At 46.1% G+C, this 15,666-nt stretch carries 14 protein-coding genes and 1 tRNA gene; 3 read left to right on the forward strand and 12 right to left on the reverse strand.

What is annotated here, in order from left to right; translation table 11 throughout:
• Positions 1–310: 310 nt before the first annotated feature.
• Positions 311–919 (reverse strand): hypothetical protein, encoded by a 609-nt coding sequence (locus NWE92_05155; protein ID MCW4029019.1) that lies wholly within the window; start codon positions 917–919, stop codon positions 311–313.
• A 202-nt stretch (positions 920–1,121) separates the two neighbouring features.
• On the opposite strand from NWE92_05155, the gene NWE92_05160 reads away from it, so the two are divergent.
• Complete coding sequence (locus NWE92_05160) at positions 1,122–1,334, forward strand: hypothetical protein (protein ID MCW4029020.1); 213 nt, start codon at positions 1,122–1,124, stop codon at positions 1,332–1,334.
• On the forward strand, positions 1,331–3,127 hold the full coding sequence (locus NWE92_05165; GenBank protein MCW4029021.1) for a carboxypeptidase regulatory-like domain-containing protein: 1,797 nt from the start codon (positions 1,331–1,333) through the stop codon (positions 3,125–3,127). Before NWE92_05160 ends, NWE92_05165 begins: the two co-directional genes overlap by 4 nt.
• Before the next feature lie 419 nt (positions 3,128–3,546).
• Here the strand turns inward: NWE92_05165 and NWE92_05170 are convergent, their stop codons facing one another.
• From NWE92_05170 to NWE92_05220, 11 genes are all read right to left on the reverse strand, one after another.
• On the reverse strand, positions 3,547–5,211 hold the full coding sequence (locus tag NWE92_05170) for a hypothetical protein (GenBank protein MCW4029022.1): 1,665 nt from the start codon (positions 5,209–5,211) through the stop codon (positions 3,547–3,549).
• Positions 5,212–5,423: 212 nt separating this feature from the next.
• Positions 5,424–5,499 (reverse strand) — tRNA-Cys (locus NWE92_05175).
• A gap of 86 nt (positions 5,500–5,585) precedes the next feature.
• Positions 5,586–5,948: a hydroxyphenylacetyl-CoA thioesterase PaaI gene (gene paaI, locus NWE92_05180; GenBank protein ID MCW4029023.1), complete on the reverse strand. Its 363-nt coding sequence runs from the start codon at positions 5,946–5,948 to the stop codon at positions 5,586–5,588.
• Positions 5,945–7,039, reverse strand: coding sequence for a branched-chain amino acid ABC transporter permease (locus NWE92_05185; protein ID MCW4029024.1), 1,095 nt, complete (start codon positions 7,037–7,039; stop codon positions 5,945–5,947). Before NWE92_05185 ends, paaI begins: the two co-directional genes overlap by 4 nt.
• Position 7,040: 1 nt before the next feature.
• On the reverse strand, positions 7,041–7,919 hold the full coding sequence (locus tag NWE92_05190; GenBank protein ID MCW4029025.1) for a branched-chain amino acid ABC transporter permease: 879 nt from the start codon (positions 7,917–7,919) through the stop codon (positions 7,041–7,043).
• 106 nt (positions 7,920–8,025) lie between these two features.
• The gene (locus tag NWE92_05195) at positions 8,026–9,393 is read right to left on the reverse strand and encodes an ABC transporter substrate-binding protein (GenBank protein ID MCW4029026.1); all 1,368 of its coding nucleotides are present in this window, start codon (positions 9,391–9,393) and stop codon (positions 8,026–8,028) included.
• Positions 9,394–9,448: 55 nt separating this feature from the next.
• Entirely contained in the window at positions 9,449–10,036 is a 588-nt protein-coding gene (locus NWE92_05200; protein MCW4029027.1) for an indolepyruvate oxidoreductase subunit beta, read from the reverse strand.
• Entirely contained in the window at positions 10,033–12,225 is a 2,193-nt protein-coding gene (locus NWE92_05205) for a thiamine pyrophosphate-dependent enzyme (protein ID MCW4029028.1), read from the reverse strand. Before NWE92_05205 ends, NWE92_05200 begins: the two co-directional genes overlap by 4 nt.
• A gap of 10 nt (positions 12,226–12,235) precedes the next feature.
• Entirely contained in the window at positions 12,236–13,552 is a 1,317-nt protein-coding gene (locus NWE92_05210; GenBank protein ID MCW4029029.1) for a phenylacetate--CoA ligase, read from the reverse strand.
• Positions 13,553–13,574: 22 nt separating this feature from the next.
• Positions 13,575–14,279, reverse strand: coding sequence for an ABC transporter ATP-binding protein (locus NWE92_05215; GenBank protein MCW4029030.1), 705 nt, complete (start codon positions 14,277–14,279; stop codon positions 13,575–13,577).
• Between the two features lies 1 nt (position 14,280).
• Entirely contained in the window at positions 14,281–15,021 is a 741-nt protein-coding gene (locus NWE92_05220; GenBank protein ID MCW4029031.1) for an ABC transporter ATP-binding protein, read from the reverse strand.
• 131 nt (positions 15,022–15,152) lie between these two features.
• Between NWE92_05220 and NWE92_05225 the strand changes: the two genes are divergently transcribed.
• Positions 15,153–15,599, forward strand: a complete 447-nt coding sequence (locus tag NWE92_05225) for an acetolactate synthase (GenBank protein ID MCW4029032.1) — start codon at positions 15,153–15,155, stop codon at positions 15,597–15,599.
• Positions 15,600–15,666 lie beyond the last annotated feature (67 nt).

Below are 15,666 nucleotides of genomic sequence, written 5' to 3' on the forward strand. Positions count from 1 at the left end.
AGTCGTTGTGATTCGTTTTTAAGTTTATCTTTGGAGCCTTACGATAAAGTTATAGGACTTTTTGGAACTGGTTTCTACATAGGGCTTGAGTAGTCGATGATGTTTAGAATGCTTTGTTGGTCATTACTTATCCGGTTAGCCGAGGCATTCTATTTTTAGCGGCTCATTAATTGCTGAATTCTTAGAGGGGCAGGGAGAACTCTATCTCGGGAAAAAGTCATTGATTCAAAGCTATTCATTTTTTCTCTTACGTTTAGCGCCATTAAGATTATGCCGATTAGAGCAAAAAAGAAGCCATAGGAAAGATTGCTCATGTATTGAAGCTGTGTGTTGGGAAAAAAGATTGTATCAACATATGATGTAGCTCATAGGTTATAACATAAGGTTCCTGTTGAAAGCCTGAACCAGAACCAAATAAACCAAAGTAGGTGTTCCCGAAATTGCCCGAAAGTACGTTTAAGTCTTGAAACAAGTTATCTTGTTTGCCTATGGACCGAGCAGAATTAAGACTGAATTCAAGCCCAAGCAAGAAAACAGAAATTCCAATTACTGCGAATACAAAACCTATGTTAAAAAACCGCTTTTTTAACCCATGTTGTACCTTTGTAACCAATAGGCTAAATGTTGACAGTAAAACGCCTATTGCTATTAGTGAAAACGCGCTCCACCCAAACCAGTACTGTTCCCCATAAACAAGGTAGGAACTTTTGATATCCGATTCGTTTAGGGCTGGAATACAGCGAGAGCCACCTTCTACCCACAATAAATTAGCTGTTACACCCACCGTATACCCAACATAATTATATCCAGAACGACTAGCAATTAGAGAAGCACTCATAGTCCACCAAGGCAGAAATAGGCTTGTTAAGCAGAGTAGTATTCCACCAAGCGATAGAAGAGTCTTCGCTTTGTTGCTCATATCTGATTGTTACGAGATATTAACGTTAAAAGGATATTCGTACAGATTTCTTGACTGCGATTAGTCAACTTTTCTTGACCTAACAAACAGATGTACAGTATATACTTGCTTGGTAAAAGGTCTAACTACAATTTTCCTTTTTAGCCTTGATTTTAGCTTCTTTCAACTGCCATAATCTATATGCGCAGTTGTGGAGTTGGGGATGGGAATAGAATCCCAACCAGTTGTTGGCATCGTCAATTCTGCTTTCTTCTACGCAGCTATACCTTCTTTTTTTCGCATACTTTTCACATATAAAAAAAGAAATAATATTGCCACAAATAGTTGCAAACAATTAAATTTAAAAGCAAATCAGCATATAACAACAAATGCTCCACTTGAAATTAAAAATAAGTGTAATGAGCGAGATTTATGAAACGGACAAAAGTAATTTCAGTAATAGCTTTGCTGTTTATACTATGGCTTTTCTCATCGACAATTACACCCACTGCAACTGCTGCCTCCCAAACTGACATCAATAATTCAATATCTAAAGGGCTAGCGTACCTAGCAACTAGGCAATCAGCAACAGGTCAAATTGGAAGTTCCTACCCAACAGTTTGCACAGCCATGGCCGTTCTCGCATTTGAAAACGCGGGATATTATGCAGGCGACGGATCCACTTATGCAAACAACGTAAAAAAAGGGTTTGAATACATTTTTACGAAAGCGCACACGGTAGCGATAGGTCTTCAAACTGCAGGGAATCCAGATACAAATGGTAATGGAATTGGAATATATTTTGAAACATCCAACACAATCTATCAGACCCCAATGGTGTTAATGGCAATAGTGGGTTCTCAAACACCAGATGCCGTGGCTACAACTGGGCCAGCTAATGTACTAGGACGAACGTATCATGACATCGTGCAAGACATAGTTGATTGGTTAGCTTGGGGTCAAACAGATGCAAGCGCAGGCAACTACAGGGGTGGCTGGAGATATACCGCTAATTATGGTTCTTCTGATAACTCAAATACCCAATGGTCTATGCTTGGACTTATGACTGCCGAACTATGGGGAATACAGGCACCCGAATTTGTAAAAACAGAACTTGCTTACTGGATTACCGCGACACAAAGCATGACTGGTACAAGTGTTAGCAACTTCTTCTACGGCGCTTTTGACTATTACCAAGGTGCAAATTTCCATTCAATAGCCGAGACAGCCACAGGCATGCTCGAATTGACATATATTGGTGCATCAAAGACAGACCCCCGAATGGTTGCAGCTCAAGGATACATAAACCGTGATTGGGCAACAAGCAGCAGTTGGAGAGTAAACATTGGAAACCTATATGCTATGTATGCAGTAATGAAGGCCGCTCGACTATCAATACCAACACCAATTACCTTTCTGACACAATATGATAACACACTCGGAGTCGAATGGTACAATGGCACAGGACAATACGCCGACCAGCTTATTTCACACCAGAACACAGCGGGATACTGGGATCAATGGGGTAGCAATCCTGAAACTTTACCCCGAGAATTAAGCACTTCTTTTGCCACACTTATACTGCAGTTCGTACCCGTAGTGGTAACCTATGATTTAACAATAACGATAACTGATCCTCCACCACCAGTTCCAGTTGCAGGGGCATTAGTAACAATCGAAGGACCAGAAACGCGATCAGGTTATACAGATAGCAATGGGAAAATAACATTTTACAATGTCCAAGCTGGAACCTATCAAGTTACTGTCACTGCACCAGGGTATATATCGCCGGAACCTCAGACGCTTTCATTGACAAGTGATGTGACTTTTACTTTTGACTTAGCGCCTCAGATGGCAACAGGTGCAACCGTATGGACCACAGACGCAATGGAGAATCCAAAAAGCACGTTTAATCTTGGTGAAGACGTCTATATTTACTGGACATCTACGCCTGCAGAGGCTCATATTGACCTCAAAGTTGTAGAAGAATCTACAGGTAATGTAGTATTCGGTCCAGTTCTAAATCAACCTACAGAAAATTCCCCCCTTAGTTTTAAACCTGCAGCACCCGGAGCTTATACTATACTAGTAAATGGAGAGGCCGCGGCTACAATAATAACTGGCGAATTCTTTGTTGTACCGGAAAGTATCGTGGGATCGTTAATGGTGATGCTGTCAGCGTTTGCAGCATTAACAATGATGAAAATAGCAAAGCACAAGCATAACTAAGCAATCTCTTCTTTTTTTATTTTTGTTGAATTAGTGGACCTTTTCACTTTAAAGCGTCCTTCGATTGGGATCATGCCAAATAGCGTAAATCTTTTTGGGGTGTTTTTTATGTGCTAATATATTTGGTAATTATTATGAGCAAGTTTTTGGTTGCGTTTAGCAGGTTTTTTCTTGTTCGTCAACTCACCCATCAGCATCACACATGAGAAACACAGCCACGCTCGCATGTTCAAATTCTAAATTAAACACTCTTTAGAATACGCAAGTAAAATCGCCAAAAGTATATGGGTTTATCCGTGGAGCGGGGGTTTGGAATTGAATCCCAACCAAGTTGTCGACATCGCCAATTCTGCTTATTCTACGCAGCTACTTCTCTTTTTTTAAGTTAAGTGTTTAGCGCGCGCTGAGGTAGGTAGGTTCTATGCCTTCAGTTTCTCATCAACAAGCCTCTTGAATTCGGCTTCGTTATCAACCTTGAAGATCCGTTTGGGCTTTTGGCGCCCCATCGCTCGACCCTCCTTTAGGCGGCGCTTTACTTCGCGGTCTACGATGTTGTAAGCCTCGGGGTGCGTGACTATGACCTCAATGAGTTCTTTGTGAATTACGCCGTTTTTGGCGGTCGCTGGGTCGTCGAGTATAAATTGCCTTCCGGTATCTACTGCGTAATATTCCACAAAGGTTTTGGTAAGCGATGTGTGTATTTCTGCTTTAAAGGCTAGCATATCCTGCACTGGGGCTTCTGGGATTACTAAGAAGATGAATCTGCCGGGGCTGCCGCGGATGTGGTAGAGTTCCCACCAGCGTATGTTCTGGATTTTGAAGAGTGCGTCGTTTATTTGCCGTGAGTAGACTTTGAAGCCAAAAAAGTTGCCGTTTTGGTCTCCTGAATCGTAATCCACAGAGTCTGTTGATCTTCCAAGGGACATAATCGCGGGCAGTGTTATGTCAAGTGTGGTGGTTTCGAGTTTGACTGTAAACTTGAAGGCGGGGTCCATGATTTCAATCATGTCGCCAGTCGGGTACCTTATCAAGGGCAAGCATTCACCGGGGCGGGTTAAGATGAGTTCGCCGCGCATGCCCTTTTTCCATTCGTACCATGGAGTGGTTTTGGGTATGTAGGTTGGATCCTGTTTAGCTTTAAGGACTTCTTCTGGATTTGCCAGTTCGGGGATGGAGTAGCGTAGGAAGAAGCTGAGCCAGTTATGCTCGGTTGAAACCTGTATTGCCTGCACCCACTGCTCGGTAGCGCCGAACACGTCATGCATCTCCATCTTCGGATAAACCTCATGTATCTTGGGGATGTAGGGTGCGAGTGCTTCAGCGTGTGAGAAGCCCAATCTGGTCTCTGAGAGGGTTTTTGCGAGGTTCTGGTAGTCGATGCCCCGCATCAGATACTTGCGGATAAGCCATGGCAAACCTGGTATCTTGACTTTGTCCTTCACCATCTTTTGCACTATCTTCTCGAACTCTTCGGGGTGGTGTGCTATCTTGTTAATGACGAGGTAAAGCCAGGTGACGCCTACCGTGACGTCGATCCGTTCCAACTTTGATGCGTTCCGTAACGCTTTGATGACGTCGATTTCGTTGGCAAGAGTTGAAATTAAGCCGGGTAAATCATATTTTTTGAGGACAAGTCCAAAGAGAGTGTCACCGCCGGTTGAGGTGAAAACAAAGGCGCTGTCTGTGACTCGTACGCCGCTTAGGTATAGGAGTTGCATGAACCCCTGTGCGATGATGTCTTCGTCTGCTTCGCCATAGTAGACTTTTTTTTGTTTGCCGGTGGAGCCTGAGGTGTACCAGAATATTGCGGGTTTTTTGAGCAGCACCTTCTCGGTTCCAAGCTTATCGAAGAGTACCTGAATCTGGTCAAAAGACGTCATTGGAAGCTTGCTTAGCTGTGAGAGGTCGGTGATATGCTCTATCTTGGAGTATGCGGGTGAGCGGCTTGCTGTAGACGTGATCTGGTCTAGCATCTGTGAGTGGAGCTTTTTTAATTCAGCGTAGGATAAAGTGAAGTCCCGTACAATTGATGATTCAATCTCTTCTATTAGCGCTTTGTTTGCAGGCATATGCGATAAACTCAAGGTGTGAGGCAATTAATTCGAAATTAGAGTATTAATAGTTAGCTCCGCAAAATATTGGCTGTAGTAAGTATTGCTATTTGTTCAAGCGCGGTAAAACTACCTTTAAAATGGGAACACACGAGGCAAGTTTTATTTTTTGCTGTAATGAGGCTGATTAGCACTCTTAAAAAAGCAGAAAAAGTTTAGCACTTGAGACTGGGGCTGTGTAACGTTGGAGCTGGGGATGGGAATTGAACCCATATATAGCAGCTCTGCAGGCTACCGCCTGAGCCATTCGGCCACCCCAGCATTGTGGAACTAGGATGAAGTCTAACATAAAAGTATTATTGGCATCCCAAAAGAATCTCCCAAGTCTATATAGCGGTTGGCTCTGCCTACTTTTTGAACGCTAAACCCGTGAATAACGCGATTGTTTTGTCGTCTTTTTTAACGATGACTTGGTAGAGCCCTGTGGTTTTGCCGTCACTTACTCGGTTTGCCTCAGCCGTTAAGGTGTCGCCTTCAGCGGAGGGTTTTAGGTAGTTTATACTCACCTGCACTGCCACCGCCACGTTTTCGCCAAAGTTGCATGCCTGAGCAAACGCGTAATCCGCCAACGAAAACACTACGCCGCCATGTGTGAACCCCAATGAGTTGGTATGGTTTTTTTCTACTTTCATCGAGACTTTAGCGTAGCCGTCTTGGGCGTCAAGGAGTTTTATGCCTAATGCCTCGGCGAAGTGGTCCACGTTTTTCATTGGGTTTTTGCCTCTTTGGGTTGAGGTTTGGATTCAAGTTGGTTGTAGAGTTTTCGGAGCAGCGAAATTAAGCCTTTAGGCGCAAAAATCACGATGAGCAGTAAGATGACGCCGATGACTATCCAGCTTAGGGGTGGACCCACGTTGCTGACGTCTGGGAAGAATGGACCTAAGGCGCCGTTAACGTTATTGACTACGCCGGGTAACGCCAAGGTCTGCTGGATGGAAACCAGAAATATTGAGCCAAGGATGGGTCCAGCGACGGTTCCTAACCCGCCGATGACACTCATGATTAGTGGCAAAAACGAGTTGGCGGGCGAAAATACAGAGTTGTCGATGAGGCGTATGAAGTAGGCGTATAATCCGCCTGCGATTCCCGCAAAAAATGTGCTGATGACAAAGGCTATGAGTTTGTATTTGGCGGTGTTTATGCCAATCATTTTTGCTTCGGCTTCGTTTCCGTGGATGGCTTTGAATGCTAATCCCACGCGTGATTGGGTTATTAGAAACATAACTGAGACGGAGGTTAATGCGAAGGCGACGACTAACACGTAGAAGGGAAAGCCTTTAGGAACCAAGGTGACGGTGCTAAAACCGTTTATACCCCGTGTGACTGCGTCGAACTGGCTGGATAATGTTGCCGCTATCACGGAGAAACCAAACGTCACCATAGCCAAATACCACGCCTTCAAGCGCACACAAGCTAACCCAATCAACAAGCCTACTCCTGCAGAAAGAAACCCGCCAAGCACCAACGACAAAATCAGGATTGTCACTGACAAGGCTCCTACTGGCATCTGTGTTGTGCCGAGCATGGAAAGAGATGCGGTTGAGACAGCGCTGCCGATGATGGCTGCTGCGAAGCCGCCGATGCCTAAAAAGAGGGCATGCCCAAGAGAGCCCTGCCCTGAACTGGCTAGGAAGTTCCAGCTTGATGCGTAAATTGCAAAGATGGTTATTAGGGTAAGGACGGTTAAGAAGAAGTTGTCTTGGATAAAGAGGGGCAGCAGAACAAGCACTGCGAAAAAGCCTAACATGTAGAGGAAGCTTCGGGACCGCAGAAACGTCATTAGCGTCTGTTTTAGTTTCATGTTATTCTCCCTTTTCCCCAAATATTCCATTTGGTCTAATTACCAAAACCACAATCAGCAATGCAAAGGCAACAGCGCTTCCCCAGATACCGCCGAAGAACAATGTGGCTAACTGTTCCGTGATGCCGTAGAGTAATCCGCCGACGATGGCGCCTTTGATGCTTCCTAAACCGCCCATAATGATGATTGCAAACGCGATGATGGTGGGCATGGCGCCAACCTGATAGTCAAAGGAGAAGATGATTCCGTAAAGTCCGCCTGCGACGGCTGCGAGTGCAGCGCCGATGGCAAAGGTGAACATGTAGATTTTTTCTACGTTTATGCCCATGAGCATGGCGGTGGTGTTTCTTTGGCTGGTAGCTCGCATGGCTAAACCGATTTTTGTTTTCTGCATCAGCAACCCAAATGCTGCTAACGTAGCAATTACCACTACAACCGCAACTACGCGGTCGTAGGTTATGGATATGTTTGGTAAGTTGACGCTTAGTCCATAGAAGGGGCTGACAACCTGTTTGGAGTTGGCGCTCCATAGAAGCATGGCGACGTTTTCAAAAATGTAAATCAATCCTAAACTCACAAATATCTCGTTAAGTTTGTCAGTGCCTAAAACCCGTCGGAAAGTGAACCTTTCTACCCCAACCCCTAAAATAGCCACTGCCAGCATCGATATCAAAATCGCCACATACGCGTTGACGCCTAAAGAAACAGAGATGGTCCACGTTAAGAACGCGCCAATCATAAGTAACTGTCCGTGGGCGAAATTAACAAGTTTCATGACGCCGAAAATTATGTTGAGTCCAGTCGCCAAAAGAATATAGACGCAGCCAATGGCGACACCCCACACTAACGTTAACAGTATTGTCGGTGCCGTGATGTCCATTACTAGTTTTTTCTCCTCTCGTTTAAGCGGCGCAGTTGACACTAATTCACATGTTAACTATTTAAAATGTGCGAGAAATAAAAGAAAAGAGAGAGTGAATAACTCACTACTGACCGGCTTGGTAACCGTCTGGCAGAACAAAGTCTGTCTGCTTGAGGTTACTTGCGCCTGATGGAGCCCAAACAATCTGCGATTTCAACTGGCTGGTAGATGAGTCATATTGAAGTTGCTCTATGAAGGTTATCGGGTCGATTTCGTGGTAGTTTACGCCTGTGCTGAATTGTATTTTGCCGGTGGTTGTTTGGATAAGCATCTGGGCCATGTCGGTGTTTTCTATGGCTGTCCGCACTGCAACTTTGTCAATTGTTCCTGCACGTTCGATGGCGTCTTTAGCGATGTAGAATGCGTCATAGGTGTCTGCACCCATCATACCCGGCATCACACCGTAGAGTTCGTTGAACTTTTCAGAGTAAGTTCCTACTATGGTGGAATACGAGGGTGACATGAAGGGGTCAAGTTTTGATTCCATCAGTTGTCCGTCGCCGACGCTTCCCAGAAGGTCATAGAATGCAGGGTCTTGGTTGTTTTCAACCACAATATAGACTGTCTTTAAGCCCACATCGTTCCATCCCTGTTTGATTATGAGGGGTGAGCGGTCGGGGTTGTCAACTACGAACACTGCATCAGGATGCGTTGAAGCAACTGCGGTGAGGTCGGTTTGGAAGTTCTGAGTTGATGTGTCATAGCTTCGGTCTGATACCAGCGTTATTGGCAGGTTTTCTTGCTGTATCCAATATTTGGTGGCTTCGGCAACACCCTTACCAAAGGCGTCATTTCGGTACAAAAGCGCTAAGCTGAAGTTACGGTCGGGGGCAACCATGGGCTTCATTTCGTTAGCGAAAAAGTCCACAACGGTTTTGCTGTAGTGATAGGTGGTGGTGCAGTAGTGGAATATGTAACTCATACCTTCCTCATCGGTGACTCTGTCAGAGGAGTCTGCTGGGAGGCCGCCGTAGTTGCCTTGAGGTCCTCTGCGGGTAACCAACTGGTTGGATGCGCCGGTGATTATGTAGGGCACTTTGTTGTCGATGGCTATTTTTTCGTTTGCTAATGTGCCTGCGCTGCCGTATCCGCCGATGAGCAAGTCTACTTGGTCGGTTTCAACTGCTCTGGTGACGGGCGTGACAGCGTTAGTTGGAGCGTCATTTTGTGTATCCGCGATTACTAAGGTAAAGTTGACTCTAGTGTTCCATTCTGAGACATAGACGCCGCCGGCATTGTTGATTTCATCTATCGCCATGTTAGCTGCACGTTCCATGTCTTGTCCGATGGGGGAACCGGAAATGGGGGCAACTAAGCCGACTTTGATGTTTCTTGCTTCTGCCGAGGGAGCTTTCGGTACAAATTGCCAAGCTGCGAAGGCTGCAACGACTATTATAACTACTACTATCAGGGCTAAGATTTTCTTTTGCAATTTTTCATCCTCTTTCTTTGTGTCTTTGCTATATCCGCAAAAAATGTTTATAAAATTAACTCTTAAGCACGCTTTGCCGGCCAAGCTGGAACGCTTTAAGGTTGAGGCTGATGTATTTTTCCTTAAGTTTGCCTGCTATGGCTTGCTCAAACGATTTTACCTTCACTGGAATTTCTGGCAAAGCCGACAACGCCCCCAAAAGAACCGTGTTAACAACCAACGTGTTGCCAAGAGATTTGGCGATGCCTATGCCGTCTACTTCATGAACCAGTGCCTTTTCATTTAGCAACGTTAGCAGTTCCTGTTTGCTTTTGGGTTTTACACCTCGGGGCAAACAGCTGGGCTGAATAAGCTTCTCGTTAACGATGACTGTGCCGCCGTTCTTTAGCATAGGCAGAGAACGGGTGGTCTCTAAGATTTCGAATCCCACAATTGCATCGGCTTTTCCTGTTTCAATCAGGGGTGACTCGACTTTTTCGCCAATTCGAGCAAACGCCACGATGGATCCTCCTCTTTGAGCCATACCGTGAATTTCAGCTTTAGCCACATCAAACCCCTCAAGCATAGCCGCTTCACAGTAGATATCACTCAACACTACAACCCCTTGACCTCCAACTCCGCTAAAGACTAAATCTAGCTTCACTGGTCTTTCCTCCCGATTGCGTCATATGGACACACAGCTTCGCATACTCCGCATCCCGCGCAAAGTGTGGTGTCAATTTCTGCTTTTCCATCCTTTTGTGAAATGGCTGGGCAACCGAAGGATTTTGTGCAGACTTCACAGCCGCTGCAATCCGTCTGGACTTCTCGTGGCTTACCCCGCTCGATTAGTAGGGGGCACGGACGCTTAGAAATCAGCACGGCTGGTCCTTGGTAATCGATGATTTCTCTTAGCGCTGCGGTTGTGGTTTTTATGTCATAGGGGTCTACTGTGATGACTTTTTCTACGCCTACAGCGCGGGCGATGTCCTCTATGTTTATTATTTTTGTTTCTGTGCCAGTCACGGTTTTTCCTGAACCCGGTGTTGGTTGGTGCCCCGTCATAGCTACAACCGTGTTGTCGAGGACGACTACGCAGACGTTGGCTTTGTTGTAGACGATGTTTAGCAACCCTGGCATTCCTCCATGGAAGAAGGTTGAGTCGCCAATAACTGAGAAAACTTTGTCCCTCACGCCGGCGTGGACCATTCCTGCCGCCTGCGAGATTCCTGCGCCCATGCACAGGCAGCTTTGAACCGCGGTGACTGGAGGCAATACGCCTAGCGTGTAGCAGCCGATGTCGCCTGTAACGATTTTGTCATCTGATTTCGGCTTTAAGCTAAGTGCGCTCTCTGGGCAGGCTGGGATGCATTTGGGGTCGCCTCCGCATACATCGCAGATAAGCGGTTTATGAGTTGTGGGATGTAGTGTTAATGCGCCGTACTGGCATGCTTCTACGCACCAGTTGCAGCCTTTGCATTTGGCTTCGTCAACTTTGATTGTGCCCGTCTGCTTGGACTGTGAGAGGGCTTCTTCGGGGCAGGCGGCGACGCAGGGCGCGTTTTGGCATGATTTGCATGTTACTGCGGTATTGTTTATCAGGTTCACTCGTACCGTGCGTATCCTTGATTTGTGAGGGTTAAATGCGCCCTCTTTTTCAAAGGAGCAGGCGTATTCACAGATTTCGCAGCCTACGCATTTTTGGTCGTCGCATTGTATTGACTGGTTAACCATGTTTAGGGCATAGTAGAATGCTCTGTGTGGGCATCCTGGGCATAGCGCTGGGGGGCGAGGGGGTAAATCGATTTTTTGGGGCGTTTCGGGTTTATCGGTTAATTCCAGTTTGGCGAAGGCTGCTCTGACTAAGTCAGGGGTTAACTCGCCTATCTCCTCTAAACCTAACTCTGCTTTGCCTATTACGTCGAGTTTTAGGCGCAGCAGGTTTTCTTCTATGTAGGGTCTGAGTTCTTCGATTACTATAAGTTTCTTGACTTTGGATGCGAACGTTTTGATGAGGTCCGCGGGGAAGGGGTGGACGAAGCCCAGTTTGAGCCACGAGAACTTTTTGGTGTCTAAAACAGAGCGAGCATAATAGTAGCCGACTCCACTGCCCACGATGCCTATCTCGCAGTTATTCTCTTCCATTATGTTAAACTGAGAAGTCTCGGCAAGCTTTTTTGCCTCTACTAATTTGCCTTCCAGAACTCTGTGTTGGCGGATGGCATTCGATGGAACCATGACCCATTTGGAGCCTTTCTTGTCAAAGTCAGCTTTTCTGCAGAGCTTTTGTATGTGACCCAGCTTCACGCGTGCTTTGCCGTGGGCAACTCGGGTTGTTAGTCGCAGGATGATGGGGAGGTGTAGTCGTTCGCTGATTTCGTAGGCTTCCCTGGCCATGTCCAGTGCTTCTTGTGGACTGCCAGCGTCAAGCAGTGGCAGTTTGGAGTGGATGGCGAAGTAGCGGGTGTCTTGTTCGTTTTGGCTGCTGTGTAAGGCGGGGTCGTCAGCGACTGCTATGACCATTCCGCCTTCGACGCCCGTGTACGCCAACGTCATCACGGCGTCTGCTGCCACGTTTAGTCCAACATGCTTCATGCTGCTAATGGTGCGTAAACCCGTCATCGAAGCACCAACCGCGACTTCAACGGCAACGATTTCGTTTATGCTCCATTCTGCGTAGATGTTAAAATCTTTAGAAACTTCAGCAATGGCTTCCAAAATTTCAGTGGAAGGCGTGCCTGGGTAAGCAGCGGCAACCTTCACGGATGCTTCTACTGCTCCACGTGCAACTGCCTCATCGCCGTTAAGCAAGGCGTAACTGCCAGGCTTATCAGCTGCAATCTTGGAAGTCATCGTTCATCCTTTACATTTTACCCTTGCGTAAATCCAAAACCCTCTTAGCTTTGCCCTCGGTCCGCGGCAACTCGCCAGGGTTAACGATTTCTACATCCGCACTTATTCCAGTAACTATGTGAATACGTTTTTGAATTTCGCCCTTGAGGTGGTTTTTATCAACTGCGGGGTCCTTTGAGGCTTTGTCGCATAATTCAACTTTAACTGCAAACGTGTCAAGTGCGCCTGGTCGGTCGACCACTATGAGGTATTGAGTGGCTAATTCACTAAAGCACATGACAGCGTACTCTATTTGTGAAGGGAAAACGTTGACGCCTCTAATGATGAGCATATCATCGCTTCTGCCACTGATGCGCTTCATGCGGGTGTGGGTTCTGCCACATTTACATGTTTCAGTAAATAACTTGGATATGTCTCTGGTTCTGTAGCGCAGCATTGGCAAACCCTTCTTGGTGAGGGTCGTGAAGACTAATTCGCCTTCTTCACCATCAGGCAAAGACTCGCCAGTGTCGGGGTTGATAGTTTCTACAATGAAATGGTCTTCCCAAATATGCAGCCCCGCATGTTCTTCGCATTCGATGGAGACGCCTGGACCGCAAAGTTCGGTTAAACCGTAAATGTCAAACGCCTTGATGCTCATTTCATGCTCGATGCGCTCGCGGATTTTATCTGACCACGGTTCAGCGCCGAACATGCCCAGTCTGAGTTTAAGGTCTCTTTTTGGCACGACTCCTTCCTGTGCCATGGTTTCGGCAAGGTAAACAGCGAAGCTAGGCGTGCAGGAAAGGATGGTGGCGTCTAAATCTTTCATGAGTTTGATTTGCCTCTGAGTCATGCCGCCGCTTGCTGGTATAATTTTTGCACCCACTTTTTGGGCGCCGTAATGGAATCCGAAGCCGCCTGTGAATAAGCCGTAGCCGTAGGAGATATGCATGGTGTCTTCGCGTCTGCCGCCGACTGTGTAGATGCAGCGTGCCATAAGTTCCTGCCATATTTCGAGGTCGCCTTTGGTGTAGGCGCCTACGATTGGGTTGCCTGTGGTTCCGCTGGATGCGTGGATTTCGACGATTTCATTTGATGGAACCGTCACCATGCCGAATGGGTAGTTGTCACGTAAATCGCTTTTAACTGTGAAAGGAATTTTCTTGAGGTCGTCAAGAGTTTGGATGTTGCCTGGTTTTAAGCCGGCTTCATCGAATTTTTTGTGATAAAAACTGCTATGCTCGTAACAATGATGGACTTGTTCTTTGAGTTTTTTCAGTTGATGCTCTTTGATGTTTTGTCTGGGCATAGTTTCGATTTTTTCGTTCCAGTATTTGCCATCCATGCTTATTTTGCCCCTCTCTGGCTTATAGGCCTAGATACACTTCTTTTATGTGACTATTAGATAAAAGTTCCCTACTCTTTCCTTCCAATATTATCTTTCCTTCTTCAAGAACATAGCCGCGGGTTGCCACGTTTAAGCTGTCATGGATGTTCTGTTCCACCAAAAGCACCGTTACGCCTTCCTCGTTTATGGTGCGGACAGTGTCAAGGACTTTTTCAACGATAATCGGCGCCAACCCCAAAGAGGGTTCATCCAAAATTAGCAGTTGCGGATTAGACATTAAACTGCGGCATATAACCAGCATCTGTTGCTCACCGCCGCTGAGTGTCTGCGCCGCTGCTTTCTCTTTCTTTTTGAGCACGGGGAAGATTTCGAGAACTTTCTCTTTGGTTTCTTTAACTTTCACCTTGTCTTTGATGGCGTAAGCGCCTAGTAAGAGGTTTTCTTCCACGGTCATGCGGGGAAAGATTTCTCTACCCTCGGGAATCATGGTGACGCCTTTTTTGACGATTTGATGCGTGGGTAAACCCGAGATGTTTTCTCCTTTGAATTTGACTGTGCCCGTTTGGGGTTTTAAGAAGCCCATGATTGCTTTAACCAAAGTGGTTTTGCCGGCGCCGTTGGGTCCGATGATGCTGACTATTTCTTTTTCTTCTACCTTAAAGTTGACGTCGCGCAGAATCTGAACCATGCCATAAGCTGCGGATAAATTCTCAATTTCCAACATTTTACTCGTCTTCTCCGAACAAAAACCGTTTTCCCAAGTAAACGTTCACTACATTCTCGTCTTTGCAGACTTGTTTGGGGGTGCCTTCGCAGATTTTTTCGCCATGATGCAGCACAATCACGCGAGTGCATAAACCCATGATGACCCTCATGACGTGTTCTACCATAAGGACCGTGACGCCTTGCTTGTTGATTTGTTTGATCAGCGCGATTGCTTGGTCGCATTCCCTAGGCGTCAACCCCGTGAGCAACTCGTCTAGCAAAAGCAGCTTAGGGCTGGTTGCCAAAGCTTTAGCTAACTGAATGCGCCGCAATTCGACTACGTTTAGGTTTTTTGCAGTGACATCAAACTTTTCGCTTTCTAAACCCACAAACTCTAGTAGTTCCCTTGCTCGCAGCACGGCGTCTTTTTTGTCAACAGATTTCTTCTCATTAAAGAGTACACTGGTTAACACGTTTTGTTCAGCGGTCATTTCAGGAAAGGATTGGACTGTTTGAGCAGTTTTGGTGACGCCTTTGGCGCAGATTTTGAAGGGCGGCAATTTGGAGATTTCTTCGTTTAAGAAGAGGATTTGTCCCGAATCTGGTTTGTAGACGCCGCTTATGAGGTTTAGTAATGTGGATTTGCCTGACCCGTTGGGTCCAACTAACCCAGCGATTTCACCGCTGTTTATGGTTAAGTTTACGTTTTTTAGGGCTTGAAGTCCACCAAAGCGTTTAGAGACTTCGACGCAATTGAGCAAAGTTTCCGTCTCCCGAATAGCAAGCAATTATTCAAGTCCACATATAAAGGTTGGTAAAAAACAGCGTTTTGATGGTGCATTTTGGTTAAAGTTAAATATCAATTGGGGTTACTCTGATATGGGTGTCCTGTGTGCCTGTCCCTCAAGTCAGTGTATTCCTTGACAATCGACCCGGCTCCCTCTTTGAAGCCATGTCGCAGCTAGACAAAAACAAAATCAAAATTTATGCGCTTTCCATTGCCGACGCAGGCGAATTCGGCTTAATCCGCCTTATAACTGAAGATCCACAAAAAACCGCGAAATTCTTGGAGGCTGCCGATTTCAATCTTGCAAAATCCAAGAAAAACACTGAAGTCACTGCATTATTCGTTTCTAAACAGGACAGTTTATCTAAAATCACCAAAATTTTATGTGATGGGGGCATAAACATTGAATATGCTTATTCCTCTGCGGTGCATGTGGATGGAAAAGTGGCCTTGATTTTGCGACCAAGCAACGTGGAGACCGCTGAGCATCTACTAGCTGATAACGGCGTGGTTGTGTTGTCGCTGGATCAAATTGCCCAGAATTTCCTGTAATTGTTCTGTCTGTTCTTTGTTCGCCAAGCAGGTAAATCTATATAGCGTGCTTTTAGTCATTAAAATG

This window comes from Candidatus Bathyarchaeota archaeon, assembly GCA_026014745.1.
GTDB lineage: Archaea > Thermoproteota > Bathyarchaeia > Bathyarchaeales > Bathycorpusculaceae > Bathycorpusculum.